Source organism: Phycicoccus sp. M110.8 (assembly GCF_032464895.1).
GTDB lineage: Bacteria > Actinomycetota > Actinomycetes > Actinomycetales > Dermatophilaceae > Pedococcus.
In genome coordinates this window covers 199,252-224,146 of record NZ_JAWDIC010000004.1, presented here as the reverse complement: position 1 = coordinate 224,146, position 24,895 = coordinate 199,252, and the positions used below count along the sequence as shown (strand labels likewise).

Here is a 24,895-nt window from a genome sequence, read left to right as displayed (position 1 = left end):
CGCTGCACCGTATGCCGCCGGGCCCGTGCCGACAACCGGCTCGAGCCGCCCGGAAACCGTTGTCCCGAGCCGGGAAAGACGCCGGACAGAGAGTGGACAGCCGACGACAACCCGGCGGGCCCAGACTCGTGGGCAGGTACCCCACTGGGGTATCCCACTTCCCGCAGGACCTTCCGACAAGGAGAAAGACAGATGAGCACCACCATCGCGTCGCGGCGCTGGAAGGGCCTAGCCCTGATCGCCGCGGCCCAGTTCATGGTCATCATGGACACCTCGATCATCGGGGTCGCGCTGCCGAAGATGCAGGCGGACCTCGGCTTCAGCCAGGAGAACCTGTCCTGGGTCTTCAACGCCTACGTCGTGGCCTTCGGCGGGCTCCTCCTCCTCGGCGGCCGCCTGTCCGACCTGCTCGGCGCCCGCAGGGTGTTCACCAGCGGCTGGCTCGTCCTGCTCGCCGGCTCGGTCGTGGCGGGGGTCGCCGCCACCCCCGCGGTCGAGCTCGCGGGGCGCGCGGTGCAGGGTGCCGGCGCTGCGCTCATCGCGCCGTCGGCGCTGACGCTGCTGATGATGACGTTCGGCTCCAACCCCAAGGAGCTCACCAAGGCGCTGGCGCTCTACGGCGCGGCGGCCCCGGCGGGTGGCACGGCCGGCGTGTTCCTCGGCGGCGTCATCACCGAGTACCTGTCCTGGCCGTGGGTGTTCTACCTCAACGTCCCGATCGCGGTGCTCGTGTTCGTCCTGACGCCCGCGTTCCTGCCGGCCGGCGGCGCCCGTTCCGGCTCGGTCGACGTGCTGGGCGCGCTCACCGTCACCGGTGGCCTGGGCGCGGCCGTGTATGCCGTGGTGCGGGCACCCGAGGTCGGCTGGTCCTCCGTCTCGACCTGGGTCGCCCTGGGGGTGGCCGCGGCGCTGCTCGTCGCCTTCGTGCTGGTCCAGGTCTCGCGTCGCGATCCGCTCGTGCGCCTGGGCATCCTGCGGACCCCGAACCTGGGCGCGGCCAACCTCGCCCAGCTGCTCCTCGGCGGTGCGTGGATCCCGATGTGGTTCTTCCTGAACCTCTACCTGCAGCAGGTGCTCGGCTACAGCGCCTTCCCGTCCGGCGCGGCGCTGCTGCCCATGACCGCGCTCATCATGCTCGGCATGATCGCGCTGGCCCCGAGGGCGATGGCGGCCTTCGGTCCCAAGGCCATGGTCGTCACCGGCATGCTCCTGCTCGCCGCCGGCCTCGGCTGGTTGTCGCTGGTGCGCCCCGACGGCGCGTTCTGGGTCGACGTCCTCCCCGCCTCGCTCGTCGCGGCACTCGGCATGAGCCTGGCGTTCATCCCCTCGCTCGGTACCGCCATCAGCTCGGCCCGGCCCGAGGAGGGCGGCCTGGCCTCCGGCATCGTCAACGTCAGCTACCAGGTGGGCTCCGCCCTCGGTCTCGCCGCGATGACGGCGATCGCTGCCGGTGCGGGTGCCGGGCAGCTGGGCGACGTGCGCGCCCTGACCGACGGCTTCTCCGCGGCCTTCGTCGGCGCGGCCGTCATCGCCCTCGTCGGTGCCGTGGCCGCCGCGGTCACGCTGCGGACGCCGGCACCAGCGGACCAGTCCGCGCCCGAGCCGGCTCACGCCTGACCTGCGACGGGAACGAGGACGACCATGACCGAGATCCAGCACGTCACCGACGCCGACTTCGAGACCGAGGTGCTGCAGTCCGAGCTGCCCGTGCTCGTGGACTTCTGGGCACCGTGGTGCGGACCCTGCCTGGCCATCGCGCCGGTGCTCGCCGACATCGCCGCCGACAATGCCGGGACGCTGCGCGTCGTGAAGCTCAACGTCGACGAGAACCCCGTCACCGCAACGCGGTACGGCATCACGGGCATGCCGACGATGAACGTCTACGTCGGGGGCGAGGTGGTCAGGACCATCACCGGAGCCAGGCCCCGTCGCCGGCTCGAGGCCGACCTCGCCGGGTTCCTCCGCAACCCGGTGGGGAGGGCCTGAGCCACCAGAGCACCGGCACCCCGCCTCCCCCCTGCACACCGAACCACCACAGGAGAACCAGATGATCCACCACAGGGAACACACGACCACCGGCGCTGCCGGACGCGTCCTGGTCATCGGCGCCGGGGGCTACCTCGGCGGCGTCGTCACCGAGCACCTGCTCGCAGCCGGGCACCAGGTCCGTGCCCTGACCCGACCCGGCGAGGCGAGCAGCCCCGTCCCGGACGGCGTGACCACGGTGCCGGGCGACCTGCGCGACCCGGACTCGCTGCGAGCGGCGGTCACGGCCGACGTGGACGCCGTCGTGCACCTGGCCACGCCGCTCGGGGACGAGGCAGCAGACCTGGCGGCCCTCGACGCGCTCGTGTCCGCCCTGGCCGGGACCGGTCGCGCGCTGCTCTACACGAGCGGCGCCTGGGTCCTGGGCCCCTCGACGACGCCGTCGCCGAAGGACACGGCCGTCCCGGACCCGACGACTCCGGACGCCGCGACCCGACCGGCCACCGTCGAGCCGTTCGACGAGACGAGCCCGACCAACCCGATCCCACTCGTCGGCTACCGCCACCGCCTCGAGGAGCGGGTGCTCGCAGCGTCCACGCACCAGGTGCGCGGGGTGGTCGTCCGACCCGGCGTCGCGCACGGACGCGGGGGCGGCATACCGGCCCTCCTCGTGGAGCTCGCCCGGCAGCACGGGGTGGGGCGGCACGTGGGTGAGCGGACGGTCCGCTGGCCCATGGTCCACGTGGACGACCTCGCCGACCTGTTCGTCCTGGCCCTGCAGCACGCCCCGGCAGGCAGCGTCCTGCACGGGGTCACGGAGGAGGGCGTCGACACCCGGGCCCTGGCCGCCGCAGCCGCCGAGGCCGCAGGAGTCAGCGGCACCCGCGGCTGGTCCGTCGACCAGGCCGCCGACGTCCTGGGTGGGCCGTTCGCGCAGGCCCTCGCCTGCGACCAGGTGGTCTCGTCGGAGCGCACCCGGCGGGAGCTGGGCTGGCAGCCACACCGACCGAGCGCGGTCGACGACGTCGCGCACGGGTCCTACCGCGTGACGAGCGCAGCCTGACCCGGCTCCCGACCCCGGTCGCGGTCAGGGCGTGACGATCGCGAAGTCGGGGTCGGGCGCCTCGAGCGCCCCGACCAGCCGCCCCAGCGCCGCCGGGTCCCCCTCGACCCGGACGCCGGCGGCTGCGAGCGCAGCGGGGTCCGTGGCACCGGTGGCCACGGCGACGAGCCCAGCCGCGGGGAGGTGCAGGACTGCGTCGGCTGGGGTGTCGGGCAGCACAGCCGTGTGGCTCAGCACACCGTTGCGCAGGGTGAGCCGGAACGCCTGACCGGTGTCCGTGAGGCGCACGTCGAGAGTGAGGCGCTCCTGCCAGCAGGCGGGCCCGTCCACCCTCACCGCGAGCGCGTCGAAGACCTGCTCGGGGCTGAGCGCGGCCAGCATCCCCGGTGAGGTGGCGACCGGCGTACCGAACGCCCCGTGGCGCAGCTCGTGCGCGGCAGCGAGGTACGCCGAGCGCCAGGTGCCGTTCTCGCAGCCGTAGCCGAGCTGCTCGTAGGTGTCCGCGAGCAGCTCGCGAGCGGCCTCGTGCTCAGGCTGGGCGAACACCACGTGGTCGAGCACCTCGGCAACCCAGCGGAAGTCTCCCGCCGCGTACGAGTGCCGCGCCCTGGCCACGACGGCGTCGGCACCCCCCATGAACTCGACATAGCGCCGTCCTGCCTCCACCGGCGGGTGGGCCCACAGGTGGGCCGGGTTCCCGTCGTACCAGCCCATGTAACGCTGGTAGATGGCCTTCACGTTGTGGCTCACCGATCCGTAGTAGCCGCGGGCGTGCCATGCGTGGTCCAGGGCCGGCGGCAGCACGATCTCCTCGGCGATCTCCGTACCGGTCATGCCCCTGTTCAGCATGCGCACGGTCTGGTCGTGCAGGTAGGCGTAGAGGTCGTGCTGCTGGCTGAGGAACTCCACGGCCCGCTCCCGTCCCCACGTGGGCCAGTGGTGGGAGGCGAAGACGAGCTCGAGCTCGCCGCCGAACAGGTCGATCGCCTCGCCGATGTAGCCGGCCCACGCGTGCGGGTCACGGACCACGGCACCCCGGATCGTGAGGATGTTGTGCAGGACGTGGGTGGCGTTCTCGGCCATGCACAGGGCGTGGGAGCCGGGAGGTAGAGGTGCATCTCCGCAGGAGCCTCGCTGCCGGGAGCCATCTGGAACACCATCCGGATGCCGTCGACGACCTCCTCCTGCCCCGTCCGCGTGATGTCCACGGTCGGCGCGATGATCCCGGCGGTGCCGGTCGAGGTGGTCTGGCCGAGACCGGCCCCCACCTGTCCCTGCGGTCCGCGCGGCAGGGACGCGCCGTACATGTAGCCGGCCCTGCGCGTCATCGCGGTGCCTGCGTACACGTTCTCGCTCACGGCGTGCTCCAGGAAGCCCTCGGGCGCGAGGACCGGGACCTCACCGGTACGCACTGCCTCCGGGGACACGACGCCCTCGACACCGCCGAAGTGGTCGACGTGGCTGTGCGTGTACACGACACCGGTCACCGGGCGGTCGCCGCGATGGGTCCGGTAGAGACGCAGGGCCGCCGCCGCCGTCTCGGCCGAGATCAGGGGGTCGATCACGAGGACGCCCCGCTCCCCCTCGACGAAGCTGACGTTCGAGAGGTCGAGCCCCCTCACCTGGTAGATCCCCGGAACCACCTCGAACAGCCCGTGCATCGCCGTCAGCGTGGACTGCCGCCACAGGCTCGGGTTGACCGTCGCGGGTGCGTCACCGTCCAGGAACTCGTAGGAGCCGGCATCCCACACGACCTCACCCCGGGCGTCACGGACGATCGCGGGCTCGATGGTCCCGAGGTAGCCGCGCCGAGCGTCCTCGAAGTCCTGCTCGTCGTGCATGGGCAGCGTCTTCGACAGCTGCTCGTGAACGGCCAGGATCGCCTCGGTCGGCGGCTTCTGCATGGTGTCCATCACGGGTTCCTCCTGGGTCTCGGGCGCAGGCCACGGTGGCTGCCTCCCGACCCAGCGAATCGGCCGCGGCCGGCGGTCGCCTCACCCCGCGTGGGTGAGTGCCGCGACTCGTCCGCAGCCGTACGTGGCTCATGCCAGCCGGGTGGTGCCGCGGCGACCGCCCGCTCGTGGAGCCGGACGAGGTAGGCGCCGCGCCGGGTGGACGAGGTCGACCCGGCAGGGTCAGGGCCGTCGGCGGTGCGCGGCGGGGAGCCGGACGGTGAACGTCGCCCCCCGCCCCGGTCCGTCGCTCGCCGCTGTCAGCGTGCCCCCGTGGGCGTCGACGATGGCACGGCTGATGGTCAGGCCGATGCCGGTGCCTCCACGGTGCTGTCGGGCCGGGTCGGCGCGGTAGAAGCGCTCGAAGACATGGGGCAGGTCCTGCTCGGCGATGCCCGAGCCGGTGTCACTGACGACGAGCTCCACGGTGTCGCGGGGCCCGCTGCGCACGCCGAGCGTGATCGTCCCCCCGGAGGGCGTGTGGTGGAGCGCGTTGTCGAGCAGGTTGGACAGGACCTGCGCCATCCGGTCGGCGTCGGCGTCGACGACGTCCGGGGCGTCGGCGTCGGTGCGCAGGGTCACGCCGTGCTCCTGGCACGCCTCGGCGGCAGCGGCAGCGGCGGCACGGACCAGGTCCCCGGCCGGCCGCGGGACGGGGCGCACGTCGAGCCGGCCCTCCTCGGCCCGGCTCACGGCGCTGAGGTCGTCGGCCAGCCGGTGCAGGCGTCTGGTGTTGTCCCGCAGCACGGTCATGGTCGCCGCGTCGGGGGTCCGCACCCCGTCCTCAATGGCCTCGAGGTGGGCCTCGATGCTCGCCAGCGGGGTGCGCATCTCGTGCGCGAGGTCGGACAGCAGCCGCGTGCGCGTGTGCTCGACGTCCCCCAGCCTCGTGGCCAGCTCGTTGACGGTGTCGGCGAGGTGGTCGAACTCCTGCCCGAGCCCGACGGCCGGGACCCGGGTCTCGTAGTTGCCGTCGGTGATGCGGCTGGCCGAGTGGGCCACGGCGTCGGTAGAGCGCTGCAGCCGCCGGCTGAACCACGCCGTCACGACCAGGGCGATGACGACCGCCGCCAGCAGGCCGGTGCCGAGGGCCACGAGCAGCGAGTCCCGGAACCCGCGCTCGATGTGCTCGAGCTCGGCCGCGCCGTGCCCGCCACCCGCCTCGACCAGGTGCCGGTGGAAGATGCCCGGCCCGATGGCGGACGCGACCAGCCACGCCGTCCCCGCGCCGGCGACCAGCAGCAGCGCCTGGGCCAGGAGCAACCGCGTCGACAGGCCGACCGCACGCCCGGACCTCATGCGCCGGTCCCCATGCGGTACCCGACGCCGCGCACGGTCCTGATGTACCGGGACGCGGCCGCGTCGTCACCGAGCTTGCGGCGCAGGTGCAGGACGTGGACGTCGACGAGGTGCTCGTCACCGACCCAGCCCGAGCCCCACACCTCGTCGATGAGCTGCCGCCGCGTGAAGGCCAGCTGCGGCCGGGCCGACAGCGCGCCCAGCAGGTCGAACTCGGTCCGGGTCAGCGGCACCGGCTCCCCGTCGAGCCAGACGTCCCGTCCCAGCGGGTCGATCGAGAGCGCCCCGAACGAGCGCAGCTGTGGCTGCGGGTGTGCGCGCGCGCCCAGGGGTCGCGGTCGGCGCAGCATGGCCCTGAGCCGGGCGACGAGCTCGCGCGGGCTGAACGGCTTGGTCATGTAGTCGTCCGCCCCGACCGAGAGACCGACCAGGGTGTCGACCTCGTCGCTGCGGGCGGTCAGCATGACGACGTACGCGTCGGAGAAGGTCCGCAGCTGCCGGCACACCTCGAGCCCGTCCTGGCCGGGCAGCCCGAGGTCGAGGACGACCACGTCCGGGTCGAGCTCGCGGGCCACCTCGACGGCACGGATGCCGTCGTGCGTCACCTGCACCTCGTAGCCGTCGCGGTCCAGGTAGCTCGCGACCAGGTCCGCCATGGGGGCGTCGTCCTCCACCACGAGGGCGCGCAGCCCGGCTGCGGGGCTCGCGTCCTGGTGGGCGGCGCTGGTCACGCGACCATCGTCCCAGCCCGCCCGGCGGCGACGCAGGACCCGGTGGTCCCGAGCCCGCTTCTTCAGCGAACCTTCATCGTCCCGCGACCGGGTCATGGGGGCGGGCTGCGCACGCTGGAGGCACCGAGAGAGGAACGGTGGTCCCGATGACGGGGTGGTACGCAGGAACGGGCTGGGGAACGTGGCTGGTGATGGTGCTGGTCATGGTCGCGTTCTGGACCCTCGTCGTCGTGGGCATCGTCGCGCTGCTGCGCTGGACCGCGGCACCGCGGACCGCGGCACCGCGGACCGCGGCACCGCCTCCCGCGGCACCGCGACAGGGCGCTGCCGACGCCGGCGGCCGGCCCGCGCCCGACGCCGCCCGCGCGCTGCTGGACGAGCGCCTCGCGCGCGGCGACATCGACGAGGCCGAGTACCGGTCGCGGCTCGCGACGCTGCGGAGCCGGGCATGACCGGCCGGCACCCGAACCCGCTGGTGACCCGCCGGGCCGTCCTGGCCGGCGCGGCGGGCCTGTCGGGGGCCGGGCTCCTCGCGGCGTGCGGCTCCCCCACCGGCAGGCTGCTCCCGCCGTCGGGCGCTGCTGTCCGGGCGACCGAGCGGGCGCGCCACCACAGCGGCCGCACCGTGACCGCCCGGCTCACCCCGTCCGCCGGGGCGCTGGACCTCGGCGGGGTCGTGGTCGACACGTGGTCCTTCGGGAGCCTCCCCGGCCCCACACTACGGGCCCGGGCCGGCGACCGCCTGCTGGTCGACCTCGCCAACCACCTGCCCGCACCGACCACGGTGCACTGGCACGGCATAGCGCTGCGCAACGACATGGACGGCGTGCCGGGCATGACCCAGGAGCCCATCGCTCCGGGCGCCGCGTTCCGGTACGACTTCACCGTCCCGGATCCCGGGACCTACTTCTTCCACCCGCACGTCGGGGTCCAGCTCGACCGCGGGCTGTACGGCACCCTCGTGGTCGAGGACCCGGCCGAGCCGGGCGACCACGACCTGGAGTGGGTCGTCGTGCTCGACGACTGGGTCGACGGCACCGGTCGGACGCCCGACCAGGTCCTGGCCTCCCTGCGCGCCGGCACGTCCGCCTCGGGGATGGGCGGCATGGGCGGCATGGGCGGACCCGGCATGGGCATGGGAGGCGAGGGAGGCTCCTCACGACTGCTCGGCGGCGCCGGGGACGTCGACTACCCCCACTACCTCGTCAACGGCCGCGTCCCGACGTCCCCGGTGACGTTGACCGGCCGGCCGGGGCAGCGGGTCCGGGTGCGCCTGGTGAATGCCGGGTCCGACACCGCCTTCCGCGTCGCCGTCGGTGGGCACCGGCTCACGGTCACCCACGCCGACGGGTTCCCCGTGCAGCCGGTCGCCGGCGACGCCGTCCTGCTCGGGCAGGGCGAACGCGTCGACCTCCTGCTCACCCTCGGCGACGGGGCGTTCCCGCTCGTCGCCTCCGCGGAGGGCAAGTCCGGCCACGGCCTCGCCGTGGTACGCACGGCCGGCGGCGCCGCCCCGACCGCGGCCGCCGTCCCCACCGAGCTCGGCGGCCGCGTCCTCACCGTCGCCGACCTCAGCCCGGCCGCGTCGGTGACCCTGCCCGCGAAGCGGGTCGACCGCAGCCACGACCTGCTGCTCGGCGGGTCGATGCGCGAGTACCGCTGGACCATCAACGGCCGCACGTTCGACGAGCAGCAGCCGCTCGAGGTGCGCGAGGGCGAGCGCGTCCGGCTGCGGATGCGCAACGCCACGATGATGTTCCACCCGATGCACGTCCACGGGCACACCTTCGCGGTCGTCGACGGGACCGGGCGGCCCGGTGTCCGCAAGGACACGGTCGTGGTCCGACCCATGCAGACCGTGCTCGTCGACCTCGACGCGACGAACCCGGGTCAGTGGATGACGCACTGCCACAACGTCTACCACGGCGAGGCCGGGATGATGACGACGCTCTCCTACCGCGCCTGACCCCGGCGCGGCAGTGCCGGAGGTGGCGCGGGTCTTCATCGAACCTTCATCGGATGCCGACCGGATGCCGGGGGCACGCGGGCGAGGCTCGGGGTGCAGGCCGGGCCGACGTGCCCGGGCGCCCCGACCATCGGGGCAGGGCCTGCCGTCCGCACCCGACCCCGAAGGAGCCCGACCGTGCGCACCAGCGTCCGCGCCCTCACCCTGACCGCCACCCTGGCTGCGAGCCTCGCCGTCGCGTCGTGCAGCCAAGGCGGCGACCACGACGACATGGACGGCATGAGCGGGATGGGCGGCGCGAGCAGCAGCTCGACCGCCTCCGGCTCCACGTCCGCCGCCGCCGGCGACGTGATGTTCGCGCAGATGATGGTGCCCCACCACCAGCAGGCGGTCGAGATGGCCGACCTGGCGCTGACGAAGGCGGAGTCACCGGACGTGAAGACGCTGGCCACGAAGATCAAGGCCGCCCAGGGGCCCGAGATCGAGACCATGAACGGGTGGCTGCAGCAGTGGGGCGCGCCGACCACCGCCGGTGGGATGGACCACGGCACCGACGGGATGATGACCGACGCCGACATGTCCAGGCTCAGGGACGCCAGCGGCGCCCAGTTCGACCGCCTGTGGCTCACCATGATGGTCGCCCACCACGAGGGCGCCCTCACCATGGCCAAGGACGTGCTCGCGACCACCAGGGACTCGCGGGTGCGCACGCTCGCCCAGGACGTCGTCGACGGCCAGACGCGCGAGATCTCGACCATGAAGGCGATGCTCAGCGCCTCGTGAACCCGCCGCGCGGGACCGGCGCGCCCCGGGCACCGGACGTACCGGTGCCCGGGGCGACCTCCGTCACGGCTGTCCCGGCACCTTGTTCAGGGTGCAGACGAAGTACTTGACGATGCCGTCGTCGACGAGGGTCCCCGAGGCCATCGCCGCCTGCACCTCCGTCGCCGAGTCCAGGACCCCGTCGGCGTCGAGGTCGCCCGCGGCCAGCGCCGCGGCATACCCCTGGGGCGTGGACACCTTGTGCACCTGCCACCGGCCCCCGTTGAAACCGGGGTCACCGGGAGCCGCGGTGGCGACGCTCGGCTGCGCCCCGAAGAAGTTGTAGATCGTGTCCCAGCTCTGGGCGGGGGCGCCGGTGCCGGACAGGTCGGTCGGCGTGGCGACGGTCCGGTAGAGGACGTGGTCGACGTAGATGGCGGGGCCGGAGACACCCGCCGCGTATGCCGTCGAGCCCAGCCCCAGCGCCGCGGCGCCTGCCGAGACGGCGACTGCTGCGATGCGAAATGCCTTGCGGTTCATGGTTCTTCCTCATTTCTCACCGCCACGGTGGCGGCCTCGGGACGAGTCAACCGAGGTGGGGCGCGGGAGACCATGACGTGGCGGTTACGCCCTCCTTACGAGGTCCTGACGTGCGCGGCTGGGCACTCCGCACAGGGGTGCCCCGGACCTATCCTCGATCCATGCCCAGCGCCCTCGTCGTCGACGACGACCCGACGGTGGGCGACGTCGTGGGGGCCTACCTCGTCCGGGCCGGCTTCGAGGTGCACCGCGCTTCCGACGGTGCGACGGCCCTGGACCTCGCCGCGCGCACATCCCCCGACGTCGTGGTGCTGGACCTCATGCTGCCGGGGGTCGACGGGCTCGAGGTGTGCCGGCGGCTGCGCCGTGACCAGCCCGAGGTCCCGGTGCTCATGCTCACGGCCCTGGGCGAGGAGACCGACCGCATCCACGGGCTCGAGGTCGGTGCCGACGACTACGTGACGAAGCCGTTCAGCCCGCGCGAGCTCGTCCTGCGCGTGCAGGCGATCCTGCGCCGGGCCTCCGGACAGGCACCCCTCCCGGGCAGCTCGGGCGACGCCCACCCGGGCGACCCCGGCACGGATCTGCCGCCGACCACCGCGGACGGCGACCTGGTCCTGGACCGACGGGCCCACGTCGTCACCCGCGCGGGGTCGGAGCTGGCGCTCACCGCCCGCGAGTTCGCCCTCCTCGACTGGTTCCTGCGCCACCCCGGCGTGGCGCACCGCCGGGACGACCTCATCCGACACGTGTGGGGGTGGGACTTCGGCGACCAGTCGACGGTCACGGTGCACGTGCGCCGGCTGCGGGAGAAGGTCGAGGCGCAGCCGTCCGCCCCGCGGCGGCTCGTCACGGTCTTCGGCGTCGGCTACCGCTGGGACCCGACGCCACCGGACGCCTCCTGATGCCCGCCCAGCTCTCCGCGGTGGCGCTGTCGGCCGCGGTCGCCCTCGTCACGGGACTGCTCGGCGTCGCGGCGGTGGTGCGCCTCGCCCGCCGCTCCCTGGGGGCCGCCGCGGTCGCGGCGCCGGTCGTGGTCGTCCTGGCCGTCGCGGCCGGGGTGTACGCCAGCTCCCGGGCGATGTTCCTGCGCACCGAGGACTCCACCACCGTCCTGCTCGTCCTGCTCGCTGCGGTGCCTGTCGCCGCCGTCCTCGGTGGGCTCGTCGCCCGACGCGTCATCGCCGCCGACCGACTCGCCACCACCGAGCGGATGCAGCGGCAGCAGGAGGCGCGCTCGGAGTCGGACCGGCGCGAGCTCGTCGCCTGGGTGTCGCACGACCTGCGCACCCCGCTGGCGGGCATCCGGGCCATCAGCGAGGCGGTCGAGGACGGCGTGGCCACGGACGTGCCCGCCGCCATGCGGATGGTGCGGGACTCCGTGGTGCGCATGGGCGACCTCGTCGACTCCCTCCTGGCGCTGTCCCGGCTGCAGGCCGACGGCCCCGGGGTGCAGGTCGGCGAGGTCGACCTGGGCGACCTGGTGTCGGACACGGTGGCGAGCCTGTCGCCCCTGGCGCAGCAACGCGGCATACGGCTGACGGGCTCGGCCGCCCCCGGCGTGCGGGCCACCGTGGCCGCGGGGGACGTGCAACGGGCAGTGGCCAACCTCGTGGTCAACGCCATCCGGCACACACACGGCGAGGTCGTCACGACCGTCACCGCCGCCGCCTCGGGTGACGTCCTGGTCACGGTCGAGGACCAGTGCGGAGGCATCCCCGCGGACGTCATCGGACGGGTCTTCGAGACGGGCTTCCGCGGCAGTGGGGCGCGGACGCCGGGCGACGGGGGCGGCTCCGGACTCGGGCTGGCCATCGTCGCGGGGGTCGCACGGGCCCACGGAGGGACGGCGACGGTGGTCAACACGGCAGACGGCTGCCGGTTCTGCCTCCGGCTGCCCGTCGTACCGGCACAGCACAACGGCCCCTGACCGGCGTCTCCGCCGGCCGGGGGCCGTTCGTGGTGGTGGGCGATACTGGGTTTGAACCAGTGACCTCTTCCGTGTCAAGGAAGCGCGCTACCACTGCGCCAATCGCCCGGGTGGTGCTGGGTTCGACTCCCCCCAGAGGGAGCCGGTCCGAGGTGGAGACGGGATTTGAACCCGTGTACGCGGCTTTGCAGGCCGCTGCCTCGCCTCTCGGCCACTCCACCATGAAGGCGGTCCAACCCTTCCGAGCGGATGACCGGGCTCGAACCGGCGACCTCAACCTTGGCAAGGTTGCGCTCTACCAACTGAGCTACATCCGCATTACACGCGCTATTGGTGTTGTTCACGGGCTTTCACCCGCTGCGCGTGCGGTCAGACATTATCGGATCGGCGGACCCGTCTCCAAATCGGGTGCCACCGGTGTCATTTCGACCGGCTCGCGAGGCGCTCACGAGCGGTGCGCCGGTCCTGCTGCGTGCCCTGCTCGCGGTCGCGCTCCGCGCCCCGCTCCCCGTGGCGCTCCTGCCCCTCGGGGACCTCGCCCTCGCCCTGCATCGGGGTCAGGGGGCCGCGCGCGGCAGCACGCAGCCCGGCCACCGAGGACGAGAGGGCCGCCTGGTCGCGCTGGACACGGGCCCGCGCGGTGAGGCGGCGGCGCCGCCTGCGGGCACCCCGCGGCTCGGTGACAGCGCCGGCAGGCACGACGCCGCCGGCAGGCACAGCGCCACCGGTGTCGACCCCCCGGGTCTCGGCGACGCGGTCACGCACCCACTCCACCGTCTGGGCACGCAGCGAGGGGCGCTCCTCCACCGGCCACAGCTTGCGCACCGCGGCGTTGAGGGCCGCCCCGATGAGGATCGCGATGGCGAGCGCGTACAGGAAGATCAGCAGCACGATGGGCGCCGACAGCGGCCCGTAGATCGACGTCCCGCCCCGGATCGAGGCCGTCACGGTCTCGCGCACCACGAACGACGCCACGACCCAGATGACGAGCGTGAGGGCCGCACCGGGCACGTCCCGCAGCCACGGCGTGCGCCGCGGGGTCGAGATGTGGAACAGGGTCGCGATGCTGGCGACGGCACCGACGACCACCACCGGCCAGTACAGCCAGGTGAGGAAGCGCACCTGCTCGGGCAGCAGGTCCCCCACGACCGCCGGGCCGATCACGACGAGCGGCACGATGACGATGCCGACGAGGAGGGACAGGAAGTACAGCGTCAGCGACAGGGCCCGCGTGCGCACGATGCCCCGGACGCCCGACTGGCCGTACATGATCGAGATGGTGTCGACGAAGACGTTGAGCGCGCGCGACCCCGACCAGATCGACAGCAGGAAGCCGATCGAGATGAGGTCGCCACGCCCGTTCTTCAGCACCTCGCGGACGGTCGGCAGGATCGTGTCGTCGACGACGGAGGCCACGAGGAACCGGCCCGAGAACTGCTGGATGCCGAGGATGACCCGCTCGACGATGTCCTCGCCGAGCCACTGGCCGACGTAGCCGACTCCACCGATGAGCCCGATGAGCAGTGGCGGCAGCGACAGCAGCATGAAGAAGCCCGCCTCGGACGCCAGCCCCGTCACGCGGTACTTCATGCACACCCGGACGGTCTCGACCGTGAGGCGCGCGACCTGCAGCCCGCCGGGCACCCGGACGAGCGTCCGTCGCAGCCGGCCCCTGACACTCACCCCGCCACGGTATCCCGGCATAGGGTGCCTGACGTGTCCACCCACGCCGTCACCAACCAGGTGCCACCGCTGCCCGAGGCCAACACCCTGACGACGCAGCCGGCGCTGGCGGAGGGGCTCCGGCGGTGGTCCGACGACGCGGCATACCGGCAGGTGGAGGAGCTCGGCGCCCGCGCCGGCAGCGACGAGGCCCGGGCGTGGGCCGTGCAGGCGAACGAGTTCGAGCCGCGGCTGCGCACCCACTCCCCCCGGGGCGAGCGGGTGGACGAGGTCGAGTTCCACCCCGCGTGGCACGAGCTCATGCGCATCGCGGTCGGCGCCGGGCTCACCGCCGAGCCGTGGACCGCGCCCACCGGCACCGGCGCGCACGTCCGACGCGCCGCCGGCTTCATCGCCTGGTCCGAGAACGAGCAGGGCCACCTGTGCCCCGTCTCGATGACGTATGCCGCGGCGCCCGCCCTCGCGGCGAACCCCACCCTCGCCGCCGGCTGGGTCCCGCAGCTCGCCTCGCGCGACTACGACTTCGGTCTGCGCCCCGTCGCCACCAAGCGCGGCGCCATCGCGGGCATGGGCATGACCGAGAAGCAGGGCGGCTCCGACGTCCGCGCCAACACCACCCGGGCCGTGGCGACCCCGGGAGGACCGCTCGGGGGCGGCGACACCTACCGGCTGACCGGCCACAAGTGGTTCTGCTCGGCGCCCATGAGCGACGCGTTCCTCGTGCTGGCGCAGACCGACGCCGGCGTCGGCTGCTTCCTGGTCCCCCGCGTCCTCGAGGACGGCGAACGCAATCCCTTTGCCCTGCAACGGCTAAAGGACAAGCTCGGCAACCGCTCGAACGCCTCCTCCGAGGTCGAGCTCGACGGCACGTGGGGTGTCCGCGTCGGCGACGAGGGGCGCGGCATCCGCACGATCCTCGACATGGTCGCGGCGACCCGGCTCGACTGCATCCTCGGGTCGGCCTCGACGATGCGGGCCGCCCTGGTGCGCGCGATCCACCACGCGCGGCACCGCTCGGCCTTCGGGGCGCTCCTCGTCGACCAGCCGCTCATGCAGAACGTCCTCGCGGACCTGGCGCTCGAGGTCGAGGCCGCGACGACCCTCGCGCTGCGCCTCGCGCACGCCGTCGACGAGGGCGACACCGCCCTGTCGCGGCTCGGCGTCGCGGTCGGCAAGTACTGGATCTGCAAGCGCACCTCCCCCATGGTCGCCGAGGCGCTGGAGTGCTTGGGCGGCAACGGCTACGTCGAGGAGAACGGCCTGGCCCGGCTCTACCGCGAGGCACCCCTCAACTCGATCTGGGAGGGCTCGGGCAACGTCAACGCCCTCGACGTGCTCCGGGCCGTCGCCCGCGAGCCCATGGCGGTGGAGGCCTTCCGCAAGGAGGTCCAGCTCGGCGCCGGCCACAGCGCGGTCCTCGACGCCGCCATCGACCGCGTCGACGACGTGGTGCGGTATGCCGCCGAGCCCGGTGCCGCGGCCGGCGCGCGCAGCGTCGTGGAGCACCTCGCCGTGACCCTGCAGGCGTCGCTGCTCGTCCGCCACGCCCCCACGGAGGTCTCGGAGGCGTTCGTGGCCTCGCGGCTCGGCGGCGGCCACGGCGCGACGTTCGGCACGCTCGAGGCCGGCCTGGCCGCCTCCACCGCACGCGCCCTCGTCGACCGCGCCTGGGCCGGCTGAGCCGGACTGGCTGCGCCGGGCTGCGGCGGCCCTGCCTGACCCGAGCCGCCGGCCGTCAGTCCTGGATCACGGACATGACGTTGCCCGCGGGGTCGGTGAACCACGCGATGAGCGGGCCGCCCTTGCGGAACACGCCCTTGGCGTCGGTCTCGATCGGCGTGCCCTCGTAGTGTTCGAACCGGACCCCTCGGGCGGTCAGCTCGTCCACCGCCGCCTCGACGTCGGGCACGGGGAAGTTGAGCACCGTGAAGCCGGCCGGCTGGTGGTCGGCCTTGGGGTAGGCGATGGCCCGGTGGCTGCCGCCGAGGTGCAGGGTGAGGATGCCGTTCTGCTCGGTCACCTCCAGCCCGAGCGCCTCGGTGTAGAACGTGCGGGCGGCCTCGGTGTCAGGGACCGAGAACCCGCTGAACGCCTGTGAGTCGCGCAGCATGGCGCCTCTCCTCTCGTGGGGTACCGGTACCGACCGCCCGCGACCGCGGAACTCATCGATCGCCCCTTCGGCCCCTCGCTGTGGCAGGCCCTAGGACTTCGCGGCCCCGGGATCAGGTACGGGCGAGCCGCTCGGTCTCCTCGGCGATGTCGAAGTCGGCCGGCGGCCACTGCGGGTCCATCCGCTCGAGGTGCTCCAGGACCAGGTTCTGGACGGCCAGCCGGGCGTACCACTTGCGGTCGGCCGGGACGACGAACCACGGCGCGATGTCGGTCGACGTCCTGTCCAGGACCGCCTGGTAGGCCTCCTGGTAGTGGGGCCACTGCATCCGCTCGTCGATGTCGCCGGGGTTGAACTTCCAGTACTTGTCCGGCCGCTCCAGCCGCTGGGCGAGCCGCGCCTTCTGCTCGTCGCCGGAGATGTGCAGTATGACCTTGACGATGGTCGTCCCGGCCGCGGCGACCTTGGCCTCGAAGGCGTTGATCTGGGCGTACCGACGCGACCACACCGCCTTCGGCACGAGCTCGTGCACCCGCACGATGAGCACGTCCTCGTACTGCGAGCGGTCGAAGACGCCGATCTGGCCCGGCGCGGGCAGCGCGTTGCGGATCCGCCACAGGAACGGGTGCCGCTTCTCCTCCGCGGTGGGCGCCTTGAACGACGTGTAGCTCACGCCCTGCGGGTCCATCTGGCCGACGACGTGGCGCATGATGCCGCCCTTGCCGGAGGTGTCCATGCCCTGCACCACGAGCAGCAGCGACCGCGAGCCACCGCCCTTGGACTCGGCATACAGGCGCTCCTGGAAGGCGCTGATCTCACCCGCCCGCGCCGCCAGCGCCACCTCCCCGTCGGACTTGCCGCCCTTGAAGCCCGGCGTCGAGCGGGGGTCGAGGTCGGTCAGCGAGAAGCCGGGCCCGGCACGCAGCGCCTCGGTGAACGAGACCGGGGCGGGGGCCTCGTCCTTCACGTCCGAGACGTCGATCCCCGCGACCTTGGACTTCCTCGCCTTGTCCGCGCGCTTGGAGCCCTTGCCGCCGTTGCCCTTGGAGCTCTTGCCCTTGCCGCCCTTGCCGTTCCCCTTCGCCATGGCGGCATCAAATCACTGCCAGCCCGGTCTCGCGAGGGACGTGAGCCGCGACAGGGCGCGGAAGTACTTCTTGCGCGAGTCATGCGCCTGACCAGCATAAATGTGCTTCTTGCGGCCAAATGGGCTCACCATGGGCTCCCCGCACCGATATTCTGTCCCCGTGAGTCCATCTCGGGCCAGCACAGAAATTGCAGCGAAGGGAGCGGCAGAGTGGCACAAATAGTGCGCCGCGAGCGGATGGGGAGCGGCAAGCGCAAGGAGTACTCCTACCGTGTCAGGTGGCGCTATGGAGGCACCCGCGAGGGAGCGTGGCAGTCCGTCACCGTGCGCAGCGCGGAGGACGCCAAGTCGCTCCAACGAGCCGTTGAGGTTCGCGGCCACCGCGTCAAGGATGATGACCCCGACGTCCTAGACCGCAGCATGATCACGGGCGAGCGCACCCGGCATGGGGTGCCCGCGTTTGCCGAGGTGGCCGAGCAGTACATCGCGAGCCGAACCACCACGACCTCCGGCACGAGGGACCGGTATCGCCGACTCGCGCGAACCACCCTCGCCGACTGGCAGAACCGCCCAGTGGACGAGGTCAGCCGGGATGACGTGGCCGCCATGGTGAATGGACTGACCTCGCGGGGCATGTCCGCCGAGGCTCCCTACGACTTCGCTAAGGCGGTATTCCGATACGCCACGAGCGCGGAGCCTCCGCTTCGTGCGGGGAATCCGTGCGCCTCCGTGAAGTGCCCTCGTCGCCGCAAGCGTGATGGGGTGCGCGCCCTGGAACCAGCTGAGGCTTCGGTCCTGCTGTCGGCGTGTGACCGGTCAATCTCTCTGCTCGTGGAGACCGTCCTGGCAACAGGACTTCGGCAGGGTGAGGTGTTCGGCCTCCAGGTGCGCGACCTCCGGCTCGGGCCGCGACCCATGATTTCGGTTGTGCGGGCCGTTCGTCGTCCGGAGGGTGAGAATGGGGCCACTCTCGGGGAGCCAAAGTCGCAGAGCAGCGTGCGCGACATCGTGATCGACCATGACCTCGCCGCCGCGCTGAAGGCGCACGTCAAGGGCAAGGCTGCAGAGGACTTCGTTTTCCCCAACCCCTCGACCGGCGATTTCTGGCGAGCGTCTGTGTTCGCGAAGCGCCATTGGTACCCAGCACTCGAACGTGCCCGTGCCGAGGGCCTGGCCGGACGCCTCAGGTTCCATGACCTGCGGCACACTCATGGGTCATGGCTGCTCGCCGGGGGGATGGAGCTGCTCGCGGTGTCGCGTCGGCTCGGGCATGACTCCGTCGGCATCACCGCCGACATCTATGGCCATGTGCTGGCCCAGACCGATGACCGGATGCGCGAGCTGCTGTCAACCCGCCCCCGGGCAACAAGACCCGCGCGCAAGGCCCACAGGAGCGCCTAGGCGACTTCGGTCCGCGTCCGTGGGCCTGCGGGAGCCGTACACCCCTCGGAAGGCCTTTGCGTTCGCCAGCGTCGCCATCGTGTCCGACAGGTAGGTCGAGAACTGGGAGCGGCGCACCTGCGGCCCCTCCTCGTGGGTGCCGCGGTGGCACATGCGCCCGCAAACTATGCTGGCGCTATTGCAGGTCAGGTCGCGTGTCGCGCTACAGCCCGTATGTCCAGTTCACCGTGAAGCGAGGGGCGAGGGCGTCCGCGTCGCGCTTCAGCCTGTCGATGCGCCAGTACAGGAATAAGCGGCCCCGGAATGGCGACCACGCCAAACGCGACACCAACTTTGCACACTCGCGAGTCACGTCGGCCAATTCGGAGTTAATACCGCCGCCGTACTCGGGGTCCGGGTCGTCCGCCCACGACGCGATGCTGGCGGAAGACGCAGTGCGCCCGACAGCGACATACAGGCCCGCAACTTCCTGTGGCACTCTCGCCACCAGACATGCGGTTGATAGGTCGTGCGCAGCATCGTTAAAACTTGGTTCGTTTGGCAGCCGGGGGGCCCAGCGTGCGCTCTCACAGACTGACAGGGCCCGCAGGACCGCTGCCCGGGCCTCCCGGCGCTGCCCCGAAGAGGACAGAAAACTGCCCAGCATGGACCCCAAGCCCAGCGTTCCGACAACCTGAATGAGTGTCGCCGCCGTACTGGTGGTCGCTGGTGTATCCGTCACGGCACCATCATTGGCCAAGGGTGGGGGAGGTTGCTGAGGCGCGCCGTGCGCGAGAACCCCCGGTCAAGCGTTTGTGCATGCTCGCAAGTTGTGTCCCACGACCCCCGCACGTCGAGGACGGGCTCAGGAAGCCTGCCTACTTGGCGTCTTCCTGATTACTTGCTGCGGTCACCGGCTGCAAAACCTCTGGCGCGCCACCTGCGAACGCCCTCCATACACCGGTGATGCAGGCTAGCGCCTCGACCAGCAGTGTTGACGCCGAGACATTTACGGCTACGTCTGGGAAATCCTTGTGGAAATAGAGCACAGCACCTGCACCCACCGCGAGGAGTGGCAGCAGGGCGCAGGCGATCCAACCCATAGTCATCCTCAGACGAAAGGACTTCGCGTCCTTTTCCTTCCTGCGGTCGAAGGTTTCGCGCTCTTGCCTCAAGCGTTCCTGCGCCTGTGTCAACGCAGCCGTTCGCTGGGTCTGATCGGTCATGGCTGATTCCCCCGCCTGCGCCTCCGCCGCGACATCAAGAACATCTGCGCGATGACCGCACCGGATGCACCCGCCAGGACTCCACCAAGGGCGACTATCACGTTTCGTGAGTCTTCGGCCGAGTCCTTGTAGAGGATGGCGAGAAGAGAAAGAGCCACCGCCACCATCAGTGTTGATGCGGTAGCCGCGATCGCCAGCATGCGATAGCGCCGGGCGGTCGCCTCTGCAAACTGCGCACCTTCGTACGCACGCCTCTCCAGATCCAGTTCCATCCGACGGAGGTTCAGCAAGAATTCTTCGGAGTCAAGCTGCTCTCTGACGTCCGGCTGGCCTACCAGTCCCGAAAGACTCCTGCTGATCGATCTCGCCGCGTCTGTGAGACTTCCATCGCGGGCATCTAGCCACTGGTAGCGGCGCAACAAGCTAGGGATCTTGTTCGTGTCGAAGTTCGGATCGATGAGAAGGGGAACGATTAGTTTTCTCTCGCCACCCGCGATCTCGGCCGACGCGGCCGCTACCTCCACCTGCGCCCACTCACTCTTCACGAAGTTCTGCGACAAAAGGAAGATGACTCCCTCCGCCGTTTCGAGCCCTTCGTTGATGGCGTGGCTGATGTTCGAACCTGGTGTGATGAGAGAGGAGTCAAAGACGTCTACGCCGCTGTTGATCAGATTGTGGCGAAGCAGGTTGGCTGCCGGCGCGTCCTCGTGCGCGTAGCTCAGGAACACCGAAGGCAAAGCCCCCCCTAACGGAACCTACGTCTGGAAGCTGGATGCTAGCCCAACAGAGCCCCTCGCTCGTTGTTGTACACGATGCTGCCACCCTGCTCGCCGCTGCCGCAGGAAGGCCCTAGGGGTCCGGCGTTGCGAGCCCGCACAGGAAGCACAGCACGGCACCATGATCGCCATGGACTGGTCGACGTTGGCACCCACCGCCCTCGGCGGCGCGCTTGCTCTGGGTGGTGGGTTCCTCGGCCAGTGGTGGGGCGAGCGTCGGGCGGTAGCCCGGGAGCGCCGAGACCGTGAACACGAGCAAGCCGTCTGGGCGAGGCAGCAACGACGCGATGCGTACGCGGAGTTCTCCTCTGCATTCCATCGGGACTACGACACGGTCGTGGCCATGAATGTGGCAGGCGACGAGCCAGACTTCGAGTTTTTCTCCTCGCTCTACAACAGGCTCTCAAGAGTCAAGGTTTTTGGTTCCGTGGAGGCAGACGCCATAGCCGAGGAGATGTTCGAAAACCTCATGTCCTATAGCGGGACGAGTGCCGAGATGCCTACGCGCCGGGTGCAGGAGTCGCTGGATCGATTCATCAGACAGGCGAGACGCGACCTCGGAGTACCCGACTAGTCAGACAGCCCGGCTGCCGCGTAGCAGCCCCATCTGAGATCAGCCCTTGCCATGGCGGCTACGCCAGGTCCTTGGGGCGTCCGAATCTGTTTGCCCACCTCGCCGTCAACCACTGGTGGCATGGGGTTCCTCGACGTCCGACCCTTGGGTGCGGCACGTGTAGTCGCTGATAAGCATGCTCATCCGCATGGCGACGCTGTCGATGAGTCGGTCGACCTCTTTCGTCAGCGAGTGGTGCGCCTCTCGCTGATGGTCGTGCGCGGGTGACTCGAGGGCCACTAGGACAAGCTCCTGCACGACGCGGGGTGACGGACCTGACTCGATCGTCATCCGACCGATGACATCTCCGTCGCTCCAAGGCGGGGGCTTGAGGTAGCGCCAGTCCACCCGCGGCTCCGAGCCCGCCTCGTTGATCCAGTAAAGCAACGATGGCCAGACGGCCGTGACGGTCAGTCGCCGATGCTTGTCCAGGTTCGAGAGTCGCTGCAGCACATAAAGAGAGTCGGTGGCAGCCTCCGACTCCCAGGAGAGGTCGGAAGAGGTCGCTGACCCTACTTTCTGCGCCTGCTCCAGCCAATAGAAGGGTTGCACGTATCGGAGGCATCCCTGCATCCGAGTCGAGAAGATCTGCCGTCGTGCCTTACCCTCGAAGAACCGTTCGAACTCTGCAGGGGTCGCGCATATCGGCCACTGGCATTGACGCTCCTCGTCCTCCGTCAGCTGCCGGCCCAGGTCATACGAAACTATGGACAACAGCAGGCTGTCTAGCGCGCTGCGCAGGTTGTGAACGATGTCGCCCAGAACAAGACTGATCGCCACTGGGGGCGGCTCAACTTCGTGGAACTCGAACTCGACCACGATCGGTGGCCCAGTCTCGTTCCTCTCCTTGATGTTGAAGGGCTTTCGCTCCATGTACTCGCGCTCGGCTTGATCCAGCCGCTCCCAATGCTCACGGGCGTGAGCGTGCTTTGCCCACCACGCAGAACTCGGGTCGGTCCATGTGCTCTCGGGTGTCACCCACGGATCATGACAGGAGTTTGTCAGCTATCTGCCGTGCACGGCGGACGCGGACGGTGGGGGCGCAAGGTTCGCGCCCCCGTCCGCACACCATCAGGCTGCACCGACCGTGAGCCGCCGGATCGACTTCACCGGGACGGGCAGCCCGGCCCCGAAGCGTCCGGTGATCTTGAGGGCGACCTTGTCGCCCTTGAAGGCGGGCGCGTAGTCGACGGAGCGCTCGACACGGAAGTCTCGGGCGGCGACGGCGTAGATGCGGCCTGCGTCGTAGACCAGTGGGCTCGTGAGCCCGGGAACCGGCACGACGGTCAGGCCCTGGAGTGAACCCATGCCTGACGGGTAGACCGGGTGACCGTCTGAGCCTTCGCGTGCCGCCTCGGTGGCCGCAGCGGTGGGCGACAGGGCGACGTGGGTGGCCCGACCGCCTGCTTCACCGATGTCGGAGACCGCAGCGGCGACCGCAGCGGTCAGTGTGGCCCCGGTGATCTCCTCGGCGCGGCCGGTGACGCCAAGGGGGTTGGCCCCGGCTCCGGTGCCGCCGAGCAGACCGAGGTCGAGGTCGTGGGAGAACGCGTCCTGGACGACGCGGGAGACCTCGTCGGCGATCGGCCAGGTGGCATCCTCGAACGCTTCGCGGGTGATGAGGACGATGCCGCCGAGCTTCTTGACGGCGACGACCTCGGAGCCAGTGGTGAGGTCGACGTCCGGGAGGTCTGCGCCCTCGGCGACCCACCCCTGTCCCGTGACTGCGCTGACGACCGGGATGACGAGGTTGCCTCGGGAGGGGCGCCGGGTGAGGGTTGCGGTGAAGGGCGCGCCGCCGATGATCGAGTCGGCGATGAAGTCGGCGACCTCGGGGGGGAAGACGTTGCCGTTGAACTCCGTGCGCGTGATGGTGGTGGCCATGTCGAACTCCTGTGCATGCGAATGACATTCGCCATGCGCGCGGCTCGACGGCTCACGGCTCCGGCCGGATGGCTGCGGTCAGCACTCCCCTGGGTCCATCATGCCTGCTGGTAAGCCAGTCGATCCACCTCGGCGCGCAGTTCCCGTACGCGCCGGTGCACATCGTCGAGGAGTCTCGGCTCGACGGGCAGGAACTCCATGGTGACCGTCATGCCGCCGATGATCGCGACGGCGGCCACCTCGACCAGTGCGAACCGGTACCTGTCCCGCTGCTGGCGGTATCGCTCGTCCCGGGCGCTCACCCCTCCACCTCCTCGTTCAGCGTCGGCCACAGCGTCCGGTGTTGGGTGACACCGTCGTCCGTCATCTCCACGACGGTCACGGTGCCGTCGCCGTTGTCCACGATGCGCTCCAGGGCGGTGGGTAGGCTGTGGTCGCCCAAGCGGTGGCGAAGATCCTGGACACGTTCGGGGCGGGTCATCTTGTTCTCCTACTTCGTGGGCTTCTTGGTGTACTCACGGATGTGCCAGCCCTCGAGCTCCGCGATGGTGGCAATGTCGGCGAGGTGCTCTCGGCGCACCTCGTGGGCGCGGTGGAGACGGCTGTACATGCTGTGGATGCCCCGGTCGCGGAACCACTGGCGACCATCGTCCGAAGTGAGCCGCACGAAGCCGTAGCGCTCGCCGGGCGGGCTGTAGATGCTCATAAACCGGCCGACCGCATCGGGCGAGGTGCCGGCGGACGGCACACCACTTTCGTCGTGGCCGCCTTGCACCTCACCGCCATCGGACTGAGGCACGCGCTGGGACTCCTGCAAGGTCCGGGTGACCTGCGCCGTGGAGGTGGGCACGCGGGTAGTACTAGGAAGGGTGCGTCTGGTCTGGCCGGACGGGTCCACGGGCGTGTCGCCACCGTCTCGTCCGGCTCGGCCGGACGAGACCACCTGTCCGGCCCGACCGGACGAGACGTTCACCCACTCCTCCGGCGTGGCCGGACCAGTCGAGATGTCCGGCAGCGCTGGACGAGAAAAGGCGAACACCGTATGCCGCTGCCGCTTGCCCACTCGGCGCACCAGCGCCGGTCGGTGTTCCGCGGGCTCGCACAGACGGGCCAGGGCAGCGCCCACGGAAGACCGCAGCAGGCCGCTCCACCTCGCGAGGTTGTCGTAGCCCGGGGCGGCGGTGACCCCGTCGTACGAGTCGAGGGCCAGCAGCATCAGCACCCTGAACTCCGCGTCGGTCAGGCGGTAGGGCATCGACGTCACCCACTCCACGGCCGGGCGCGGGCCGTCCACCGTCATGGCGCTCATGCCGAGGACTTGGGGGTCTCAGCCAGCGGGTCGCGACGACCGTCGGCCATGGGGCTGAGCCGTCGTGCCGCCTCGCGCCGCCGGCGATCCATATCGAGTAGCGCTCGGTACCGCTCGATGAGCTCGGCGTAGTAGTCCGGCGCGGTGGGCTGGAGCCGCGGGCGCTCCGGACTAGAGTTTGAGGAGTCGAGGGCGTTGGCAGCGAGGTCGGCGGCGAAGGGCCCCATCGGGGCCTTTTGTTCTGTGGGGACCACCGTTCACGCCCCCGCAGGTCGCGGTTGAGCCCGAACGCGAGCGTCCTTCTCGATCTCCTCGATGTCCGAGGCCGAGAACCGGACCTGGCGTCCGAGTCGGTGATGTGGCACGCGACGACGCTGAACCTGATCTTCGAGCCACCTCTGGGTGACACCGAGCAACTTCGCCGTGTCGGCGTAGCTGAACAGGATGGTCGAGGGATCGGCGGCAGAACCGAGTGCAGGCATGGGCACGCTCCGTGGGAGGTACGTACCCAGCCGCTATCCGGCTCGTATGTCCGGTCACCGCACTGGTCTCAGGCTCAGCCTTGTGCAGCCGTGATCTGCACGACGACACGGGACAA

27 protein-coding genes and 3 tRNA genes are annotated in these 24,895 nt (G+C 70.9%); 11 read left to right on the top strand and 19 right to left on the bottom strand.

The window, feature by feature from the left end; genetic code table 11:
- Positions 1 to 192: 192 nt before the first annotated feature.
- The 3 genes from RKE38_RS16445 (at position 193) to RKE38_RS16435 (ending at position 3,049) form a co-directional block, all read left to right on the top strand.
- Complete coding sequence (locus RKE38_RS16445; RefSeq protein ID WP_316008547.1) at positions 193 to 1,617, top strand: MFS transporter; 1,425 nt, start codon at positions 193 to 195, stop codon at positions 1,615 to 1,617.
- A gap of 24 nt (positions 1,618 to 1,641) precedes the next feature.
- Positions 1,642 to 1,986: a thioredoxin gene (gene trxA / locus RKE38_RS16440; protein WP_316008546.1), complete on the top strand. Its 345-nt coding sequence runs from the start codon at positions 1,642 to 1,644 to the stop codon at positions 1,984 to 1,986.
- A gap of 61 nt (positions 1,987 to 2,047) precedes the next feature.
- Complete coding sequence (locus RKE38_RS16435; protein WP_316008545.1) at positions 2,048 to 3,049, top strand: NAD-dependent epimerase/dehydratase family protein; 1,002 nt, start codon at positions 2,048 to 2,050, stop codon at positions 3,047 to 3,049.
- A 24-nt stretch (positions 3,050 to 3,073) separates the two neighbouring features.
- On the opposite strand, the gene RKE38_RS16430 is transcribed toward RKE38_RS16435, so the two are convergent.
- The 4 genes from RKE38_RS16430 to RKE38_RS16415 form a co-directional block, all read right to left on the bottom strand.
- Positions 3,074 to 3,958 carry an alkyl sulfatase dimerization domain-containing protein gene (locus RKE38_RS16430; RefSeq protein WP_316008544.1) on the bottom strand — a complete coding sequence of 295 codons (885 nt, stop codon included), beginning with the start codon at positions 3,956 to 3,958 and terminating at the stop codon, positions 3,074 to 3,076.
- Complete coding sequence (locus RKE38_RS16425; RefSeq protein WP_316008543.1) at positions 3,892 to 4,962, bottom strand: MBL fold metallo-hydrolase; 1,071 nt, start codon at positions 4,960 to 4,962, stop codon at positions 3,892 to 3,894. The genes RKE38_RS16430 and RKE38_RS16425 overlap by 67 nt, the downstream gene beginning before the upstream one ends.
- A 222-nt stretch (positions 4,963 to 5,184) precedes the next feature.
- Entirely contained in the window at positions 5,185 to 6,300 is a 1,116-nt protein-coding gene (locus tag RKE38_RS16420) for a HAMP domain-containing sensor histidine kinase (RefSeq protein WP_316008542.1), read from the bottom strand.
- Positions 6,297 to 7,031: a response regulator transcription factor gene (locus RKE38_RS16415; protein ID WP_316008541.1), complete on the bottom strand. Its 735-nt coding sequence runs from the start codon at positions 7,029 to 7,031 to the stop codon at positions 6,297 to 6,299. The genes RKE38_RS16420 and RKE38_RS16415 overlap by 4 nt, the downstream gene beginning before the upstream one ends.
- 146 nt (positions 7,032 to 7,177) lie before the next feature.
- Here RKE38_RS16415 and RKE38_RS16410 point away from each other — a divergent pair, with 146 nt between their 5' ends.
- The 3 genes from RKE38_RS16410 to RKE38_RS16400 all read left to right on the top strand — a co-directional run bounded on the left by RKE38_RS16410 (position 7,178) and on the right by RKE38_RS16400 (position 9,780).
- Positions 7,178 to 7,483: an SHOCT domain-containing protein gene (locus tag RKE38_RS16410; protein ID WP_316008540.1), complete on the top strand. Its 306-nt coding sequence runs from the start codon at positions 7,178 to 7,180 to the stop codon at positions 7,481 to 7,483.
- Entirely contained in the window at positions 7,480 to 8,997 is a 1,518-nt protein-coding gene (locus RKE38_RS16405) for a multicopper oxidase family protein (protein WP_316008539.1), read from the top strand. The genes RKE38_RS16410 and RKE38_RS16405 overlap by 4 nt, the downstream gene beginning before the upstream one ends.
- 177 nt (positions 8,998 to 9,174) lie before the next feature.
- On the top strand, positions 9,175 to 9,780 hold the full coding sequence (locus RKE38_RS16400; protein ID WP_316008538.1) for a DUF305 domain-containing protein: 606 nt from the start codon (positions 9,175 to 9,177) through the stop codon (positions 9,778 to 9,780).
- 63 nt (positions 9,781 to 9,843) lie between these two features.
- Here RKE38_RS16400 and RKE38_RS16395 read toward each other — a convergent pair whose 3' ends face one another.
- Positions 9,844 to 10,299 (bottom strand): hypothetical protein, encoded by a 456-nt coding sequence (locus tag RKE38_RS16395; protein ID WP_316008537.1) that lies wholly within the window; start codon positions 10,297 to 10,299, stop codon positions 9,844 to 9,846.
- Positions 10,300 to 10,460: 161 nt separating this feature from the next.
- Between RKE38_RS16395 and RKE38_RS16390 the strand changes: the two genes are divergently transcribed.
- On the top strand, positions 10,461 to 11,204 hold the full coding sequence (locus tag RKE38_RS16390; protein WP_316008536.1) for a response regulator transcription factor: 744 nt from the start codon (positions 10,461 to 10,463) through the stop codon (positions 11,202 to 11,204).
- Positions 11,204 to 12,229, top strand: a complete 1,026-nt coding sequence (locus tag RKE38_RS16385) for a HAMP domain-containing sensor histidine kinase (protein WP_316008535.1) — start codon at positions 11,204 to 11,206, stop codon at positions 12,227 to 12,229. Before RKE38_RS16390 ends, RKE38_RS16385 begins: the two co-directional genes overlap by 1 nt.
- A gap of 33 nt (positions 12,230 to 12,262) precedes the next feature.
- On the opposite strand, the gene RKE38_RS16380 is transcribed toward RKE38_RS16385, so the two are convergent.
- The 4 genes from RKE38_RS16380 to RKE38_RS16365 all read right to left on the bottom strand — a co-directional run bounded on the left by RKE38_RS16380 (position 12,263) and on the right by RKE38_RS16365 (position 13,912).
- Positions 12,263 to 12,337, bottom strand: a tRNA-Val gene (locus RKE38_RS16380).
- Between the two features lie 42 nt (positions 12,338 to 12,379).
- Positions 12,380 to 12,450 (bottom strand) — tRNA-Cys (locus RKE38_RS16375).
- A gap of 23 nt (positions 12,451 to 12,473) precedes the next feature.
- Positions 12,474 to 12,546: transfer RNA gene (locus RKE38_RS16370), tRNA-Gly, on the bottom strand.
- Between the two features lie 103 nt (positions 12,547 to 12,649).
- Positions 12,650 to 13,912 carry a YihY/virulence factor BrkB family protein gene (locus tag RKE38_RS16365; protein WP_316008534.1) on the bottom strand — a complete coding sequence of 421 codons (1,263 nt, stop codon included), beginning with the start codon at positions 13,910 to 13,912 and terminating at the stop codon, positions 12,650 to 12,652.
- Between the two features lie 33 nt (positions 13,913 to 13,945).
- Between RKE38_RS16365 and RKE38_RS16360 the strand changes: the two genes are divergently transcribed.
- Positions 13,946 to 15,592, top strand: coding sequence for an acyl-CoA dehydrogenase family protein (locus RKE38_RS16360; protein ID WP_316008533.1), 1,647 nt, complete (start codon positions 13,946 to 13,948; stop codon positions 15,590 to 15,592).
- A gap of 55 nt (positions 15,593 to 15,647) precedes the next feature.
- Here RKE38_RS16360 and RKE38_RS16355 read toward each other — a convergent pair whose 3' ends face one another.
- Positions 15,648 to 16,022, bottom strand: coding sequence for a VOC family protein (locus RKE38_RS16355; protein WP_316008532.1), 375 nt, complete (start codon positions 16,020 to 16,022; stop codon positions 15,648 to 15,650).
- A gap of 112 nt (positions 16,023 to 16,134) precedes the next feature.
- On the bottom strand, positions 16,135 to 17,109 hold the full coding sequence (locus RKE38_RS16350; RefSeq protein ID WP_316008531.1) for a polyphosphate kinase 2 family protein: 975 nt from the start codon (positions 17,107 to 17,109) through the stop codon (positions 16,135 to 16,137).
- 222 nt (positions 17,110 to 17,331) lie between these two features.
- Here RKE38_RS16350 and RKE38_RS16345 point away from each other — a divergent pair, with 222 nt between their 5' ends.
- Positions 17,332 to 18,510 (top strand): site-specific integrase, encoded by a 1,179-nt coding sequence (locus tag RKE38_RS16345; protein ID WP_316008530.1) that lies wholly within the window; start codon positions 17,332 to 17,334, stop codon positions 18,508 to 18,510.
- A gap of 857 nt (positions 18,511 to 19,367) precedes the next feature.
- Here the strand turns inward: RKE38_RS16345 and RKE38_RS16340 are convergent.
- Both RKE38_RS16340 and RKE38_RS16335 read right to left on the bottom strand, forming a co-directional pair.
- Positions 19,368 to 19,715, bottom strand: a complete 348-nt coding sequence (locus RKE38_RS16340) for a hypothetical protein (protein WP_316008529.1) — start codon at positions 19,713 to 19,715, stop codon at positions 19,368 to 19,370.
- Positions 19,712 to 20,443, bottom strand: a complete 732-nt coding sequence (locus RKE38_RS16335) for a toll/interleukin-1 receptor domain-containing protein (protein ID WP_316008528.1) — start codon at positions 20,441 to 20,443, stop codon at positions 19,712 to 19,714. The genes RKE38_RS16340 and RKE38_RS16335 overlap by 4 nt, the downstream gene beginning before the upstream one ends.
- Positions 20,444 to 20,612: 169 nt before the next feature.
- On the opposite strand from RKE38_RS16335, the gene RKE38_RS16330 reads away from it, so the two are divergent.
- A complete protein-coding gene (locus RKE38_RS16330) occupies positions 20,613 to 21,065 on the top strand; it encodes a hypothetical protein (protein ID WP_316008527.1) in 453 nt (150 codons plus the stop codon).
- A 105-nt stretch (positions 21,066 to 21,170) separates the two neighbouring features.
- Here the strand turns inward: RKE38_RS16330 and RKE38_RS16325 are convergent, their stop codons facing one another.
- The 6 genes from RKE38_RS16325 to RKE38_RS19585 form a co-directional block, all read right to left on the bottom strand.
- On the bottom strand, positions 21,171 to 22,082 hold the full coding sequence (locus RKE38_RS16325; RefSeq protein WP_316008526.1) for a hypothetical protein: 912 nt from the start codon (positions 22,080 to 22,082) through the stop codon (positions 21,171 to 21,173).
- Positions 22,083 to 22,175: 93 nt separating this feature from the next.
- Entirely contained in the window at positions 22,176 to 22,988 is an 813-nt protein-coding gene (locus RKE38_RS16320) for a phage major capsid protein (protein WP_316008525.1), read from the bottom strand.
- 98 nt (positions 22,989 to 23,086) lie between these two features.
- Positions 23,087 to 23,290 (bottom strand): hypothetical protein, encoded by a 204-nt coding sequence (locus RKE38_RS16315; RefSeq protein ID WP_316008524.1) that lies wholly within the window; start codon positions 23,288 to 23,290, stop codon positions 23,087 to 23,089.
- Positions 23,287 to 23,469, bottom strand: coding sequence for a hypothetical protein (locus RKE38_RS16310; RefSeq protein WP_316008523.1), 183 nt, complete (start codon positions 23,467 to 23,469; stop codon positions 23,287 to 23,289). Before RKE38_RS16310 ends, RKE38_RS16315 begins: the two co-directional genes overlap by 4 nt.
- Positions 23,470 to 23,478: 9 nt before the next feature.
- Positions 23,479 to 24,297, bottom strand: a complete 819-nt coding sequence (locus RKE38_RS16305; protein WP_316008522.1) for a hypothetical protein — start codon at positions 24,295 to 24,297, stop codon at positions 23,479 to 23,481.
- 257 nt (positions 24,298 to 24,554) lie between these two features.
- The gene (locus RKE38_RS19585) at positions 24,555 to 24,779 is read right to left on the bottom strand and encodes a helix-turn-helix domain-containing protein (RefSeq protein WP_410055474.1); all 225 of its coding nucleotides are present in this window, start codon (positions 24,777 to 24,779) and stop codon (positions 24,555 to 24,557) included.
- Positions 24,780 to 24,895 lie beyond the last annotated feature (116 nt).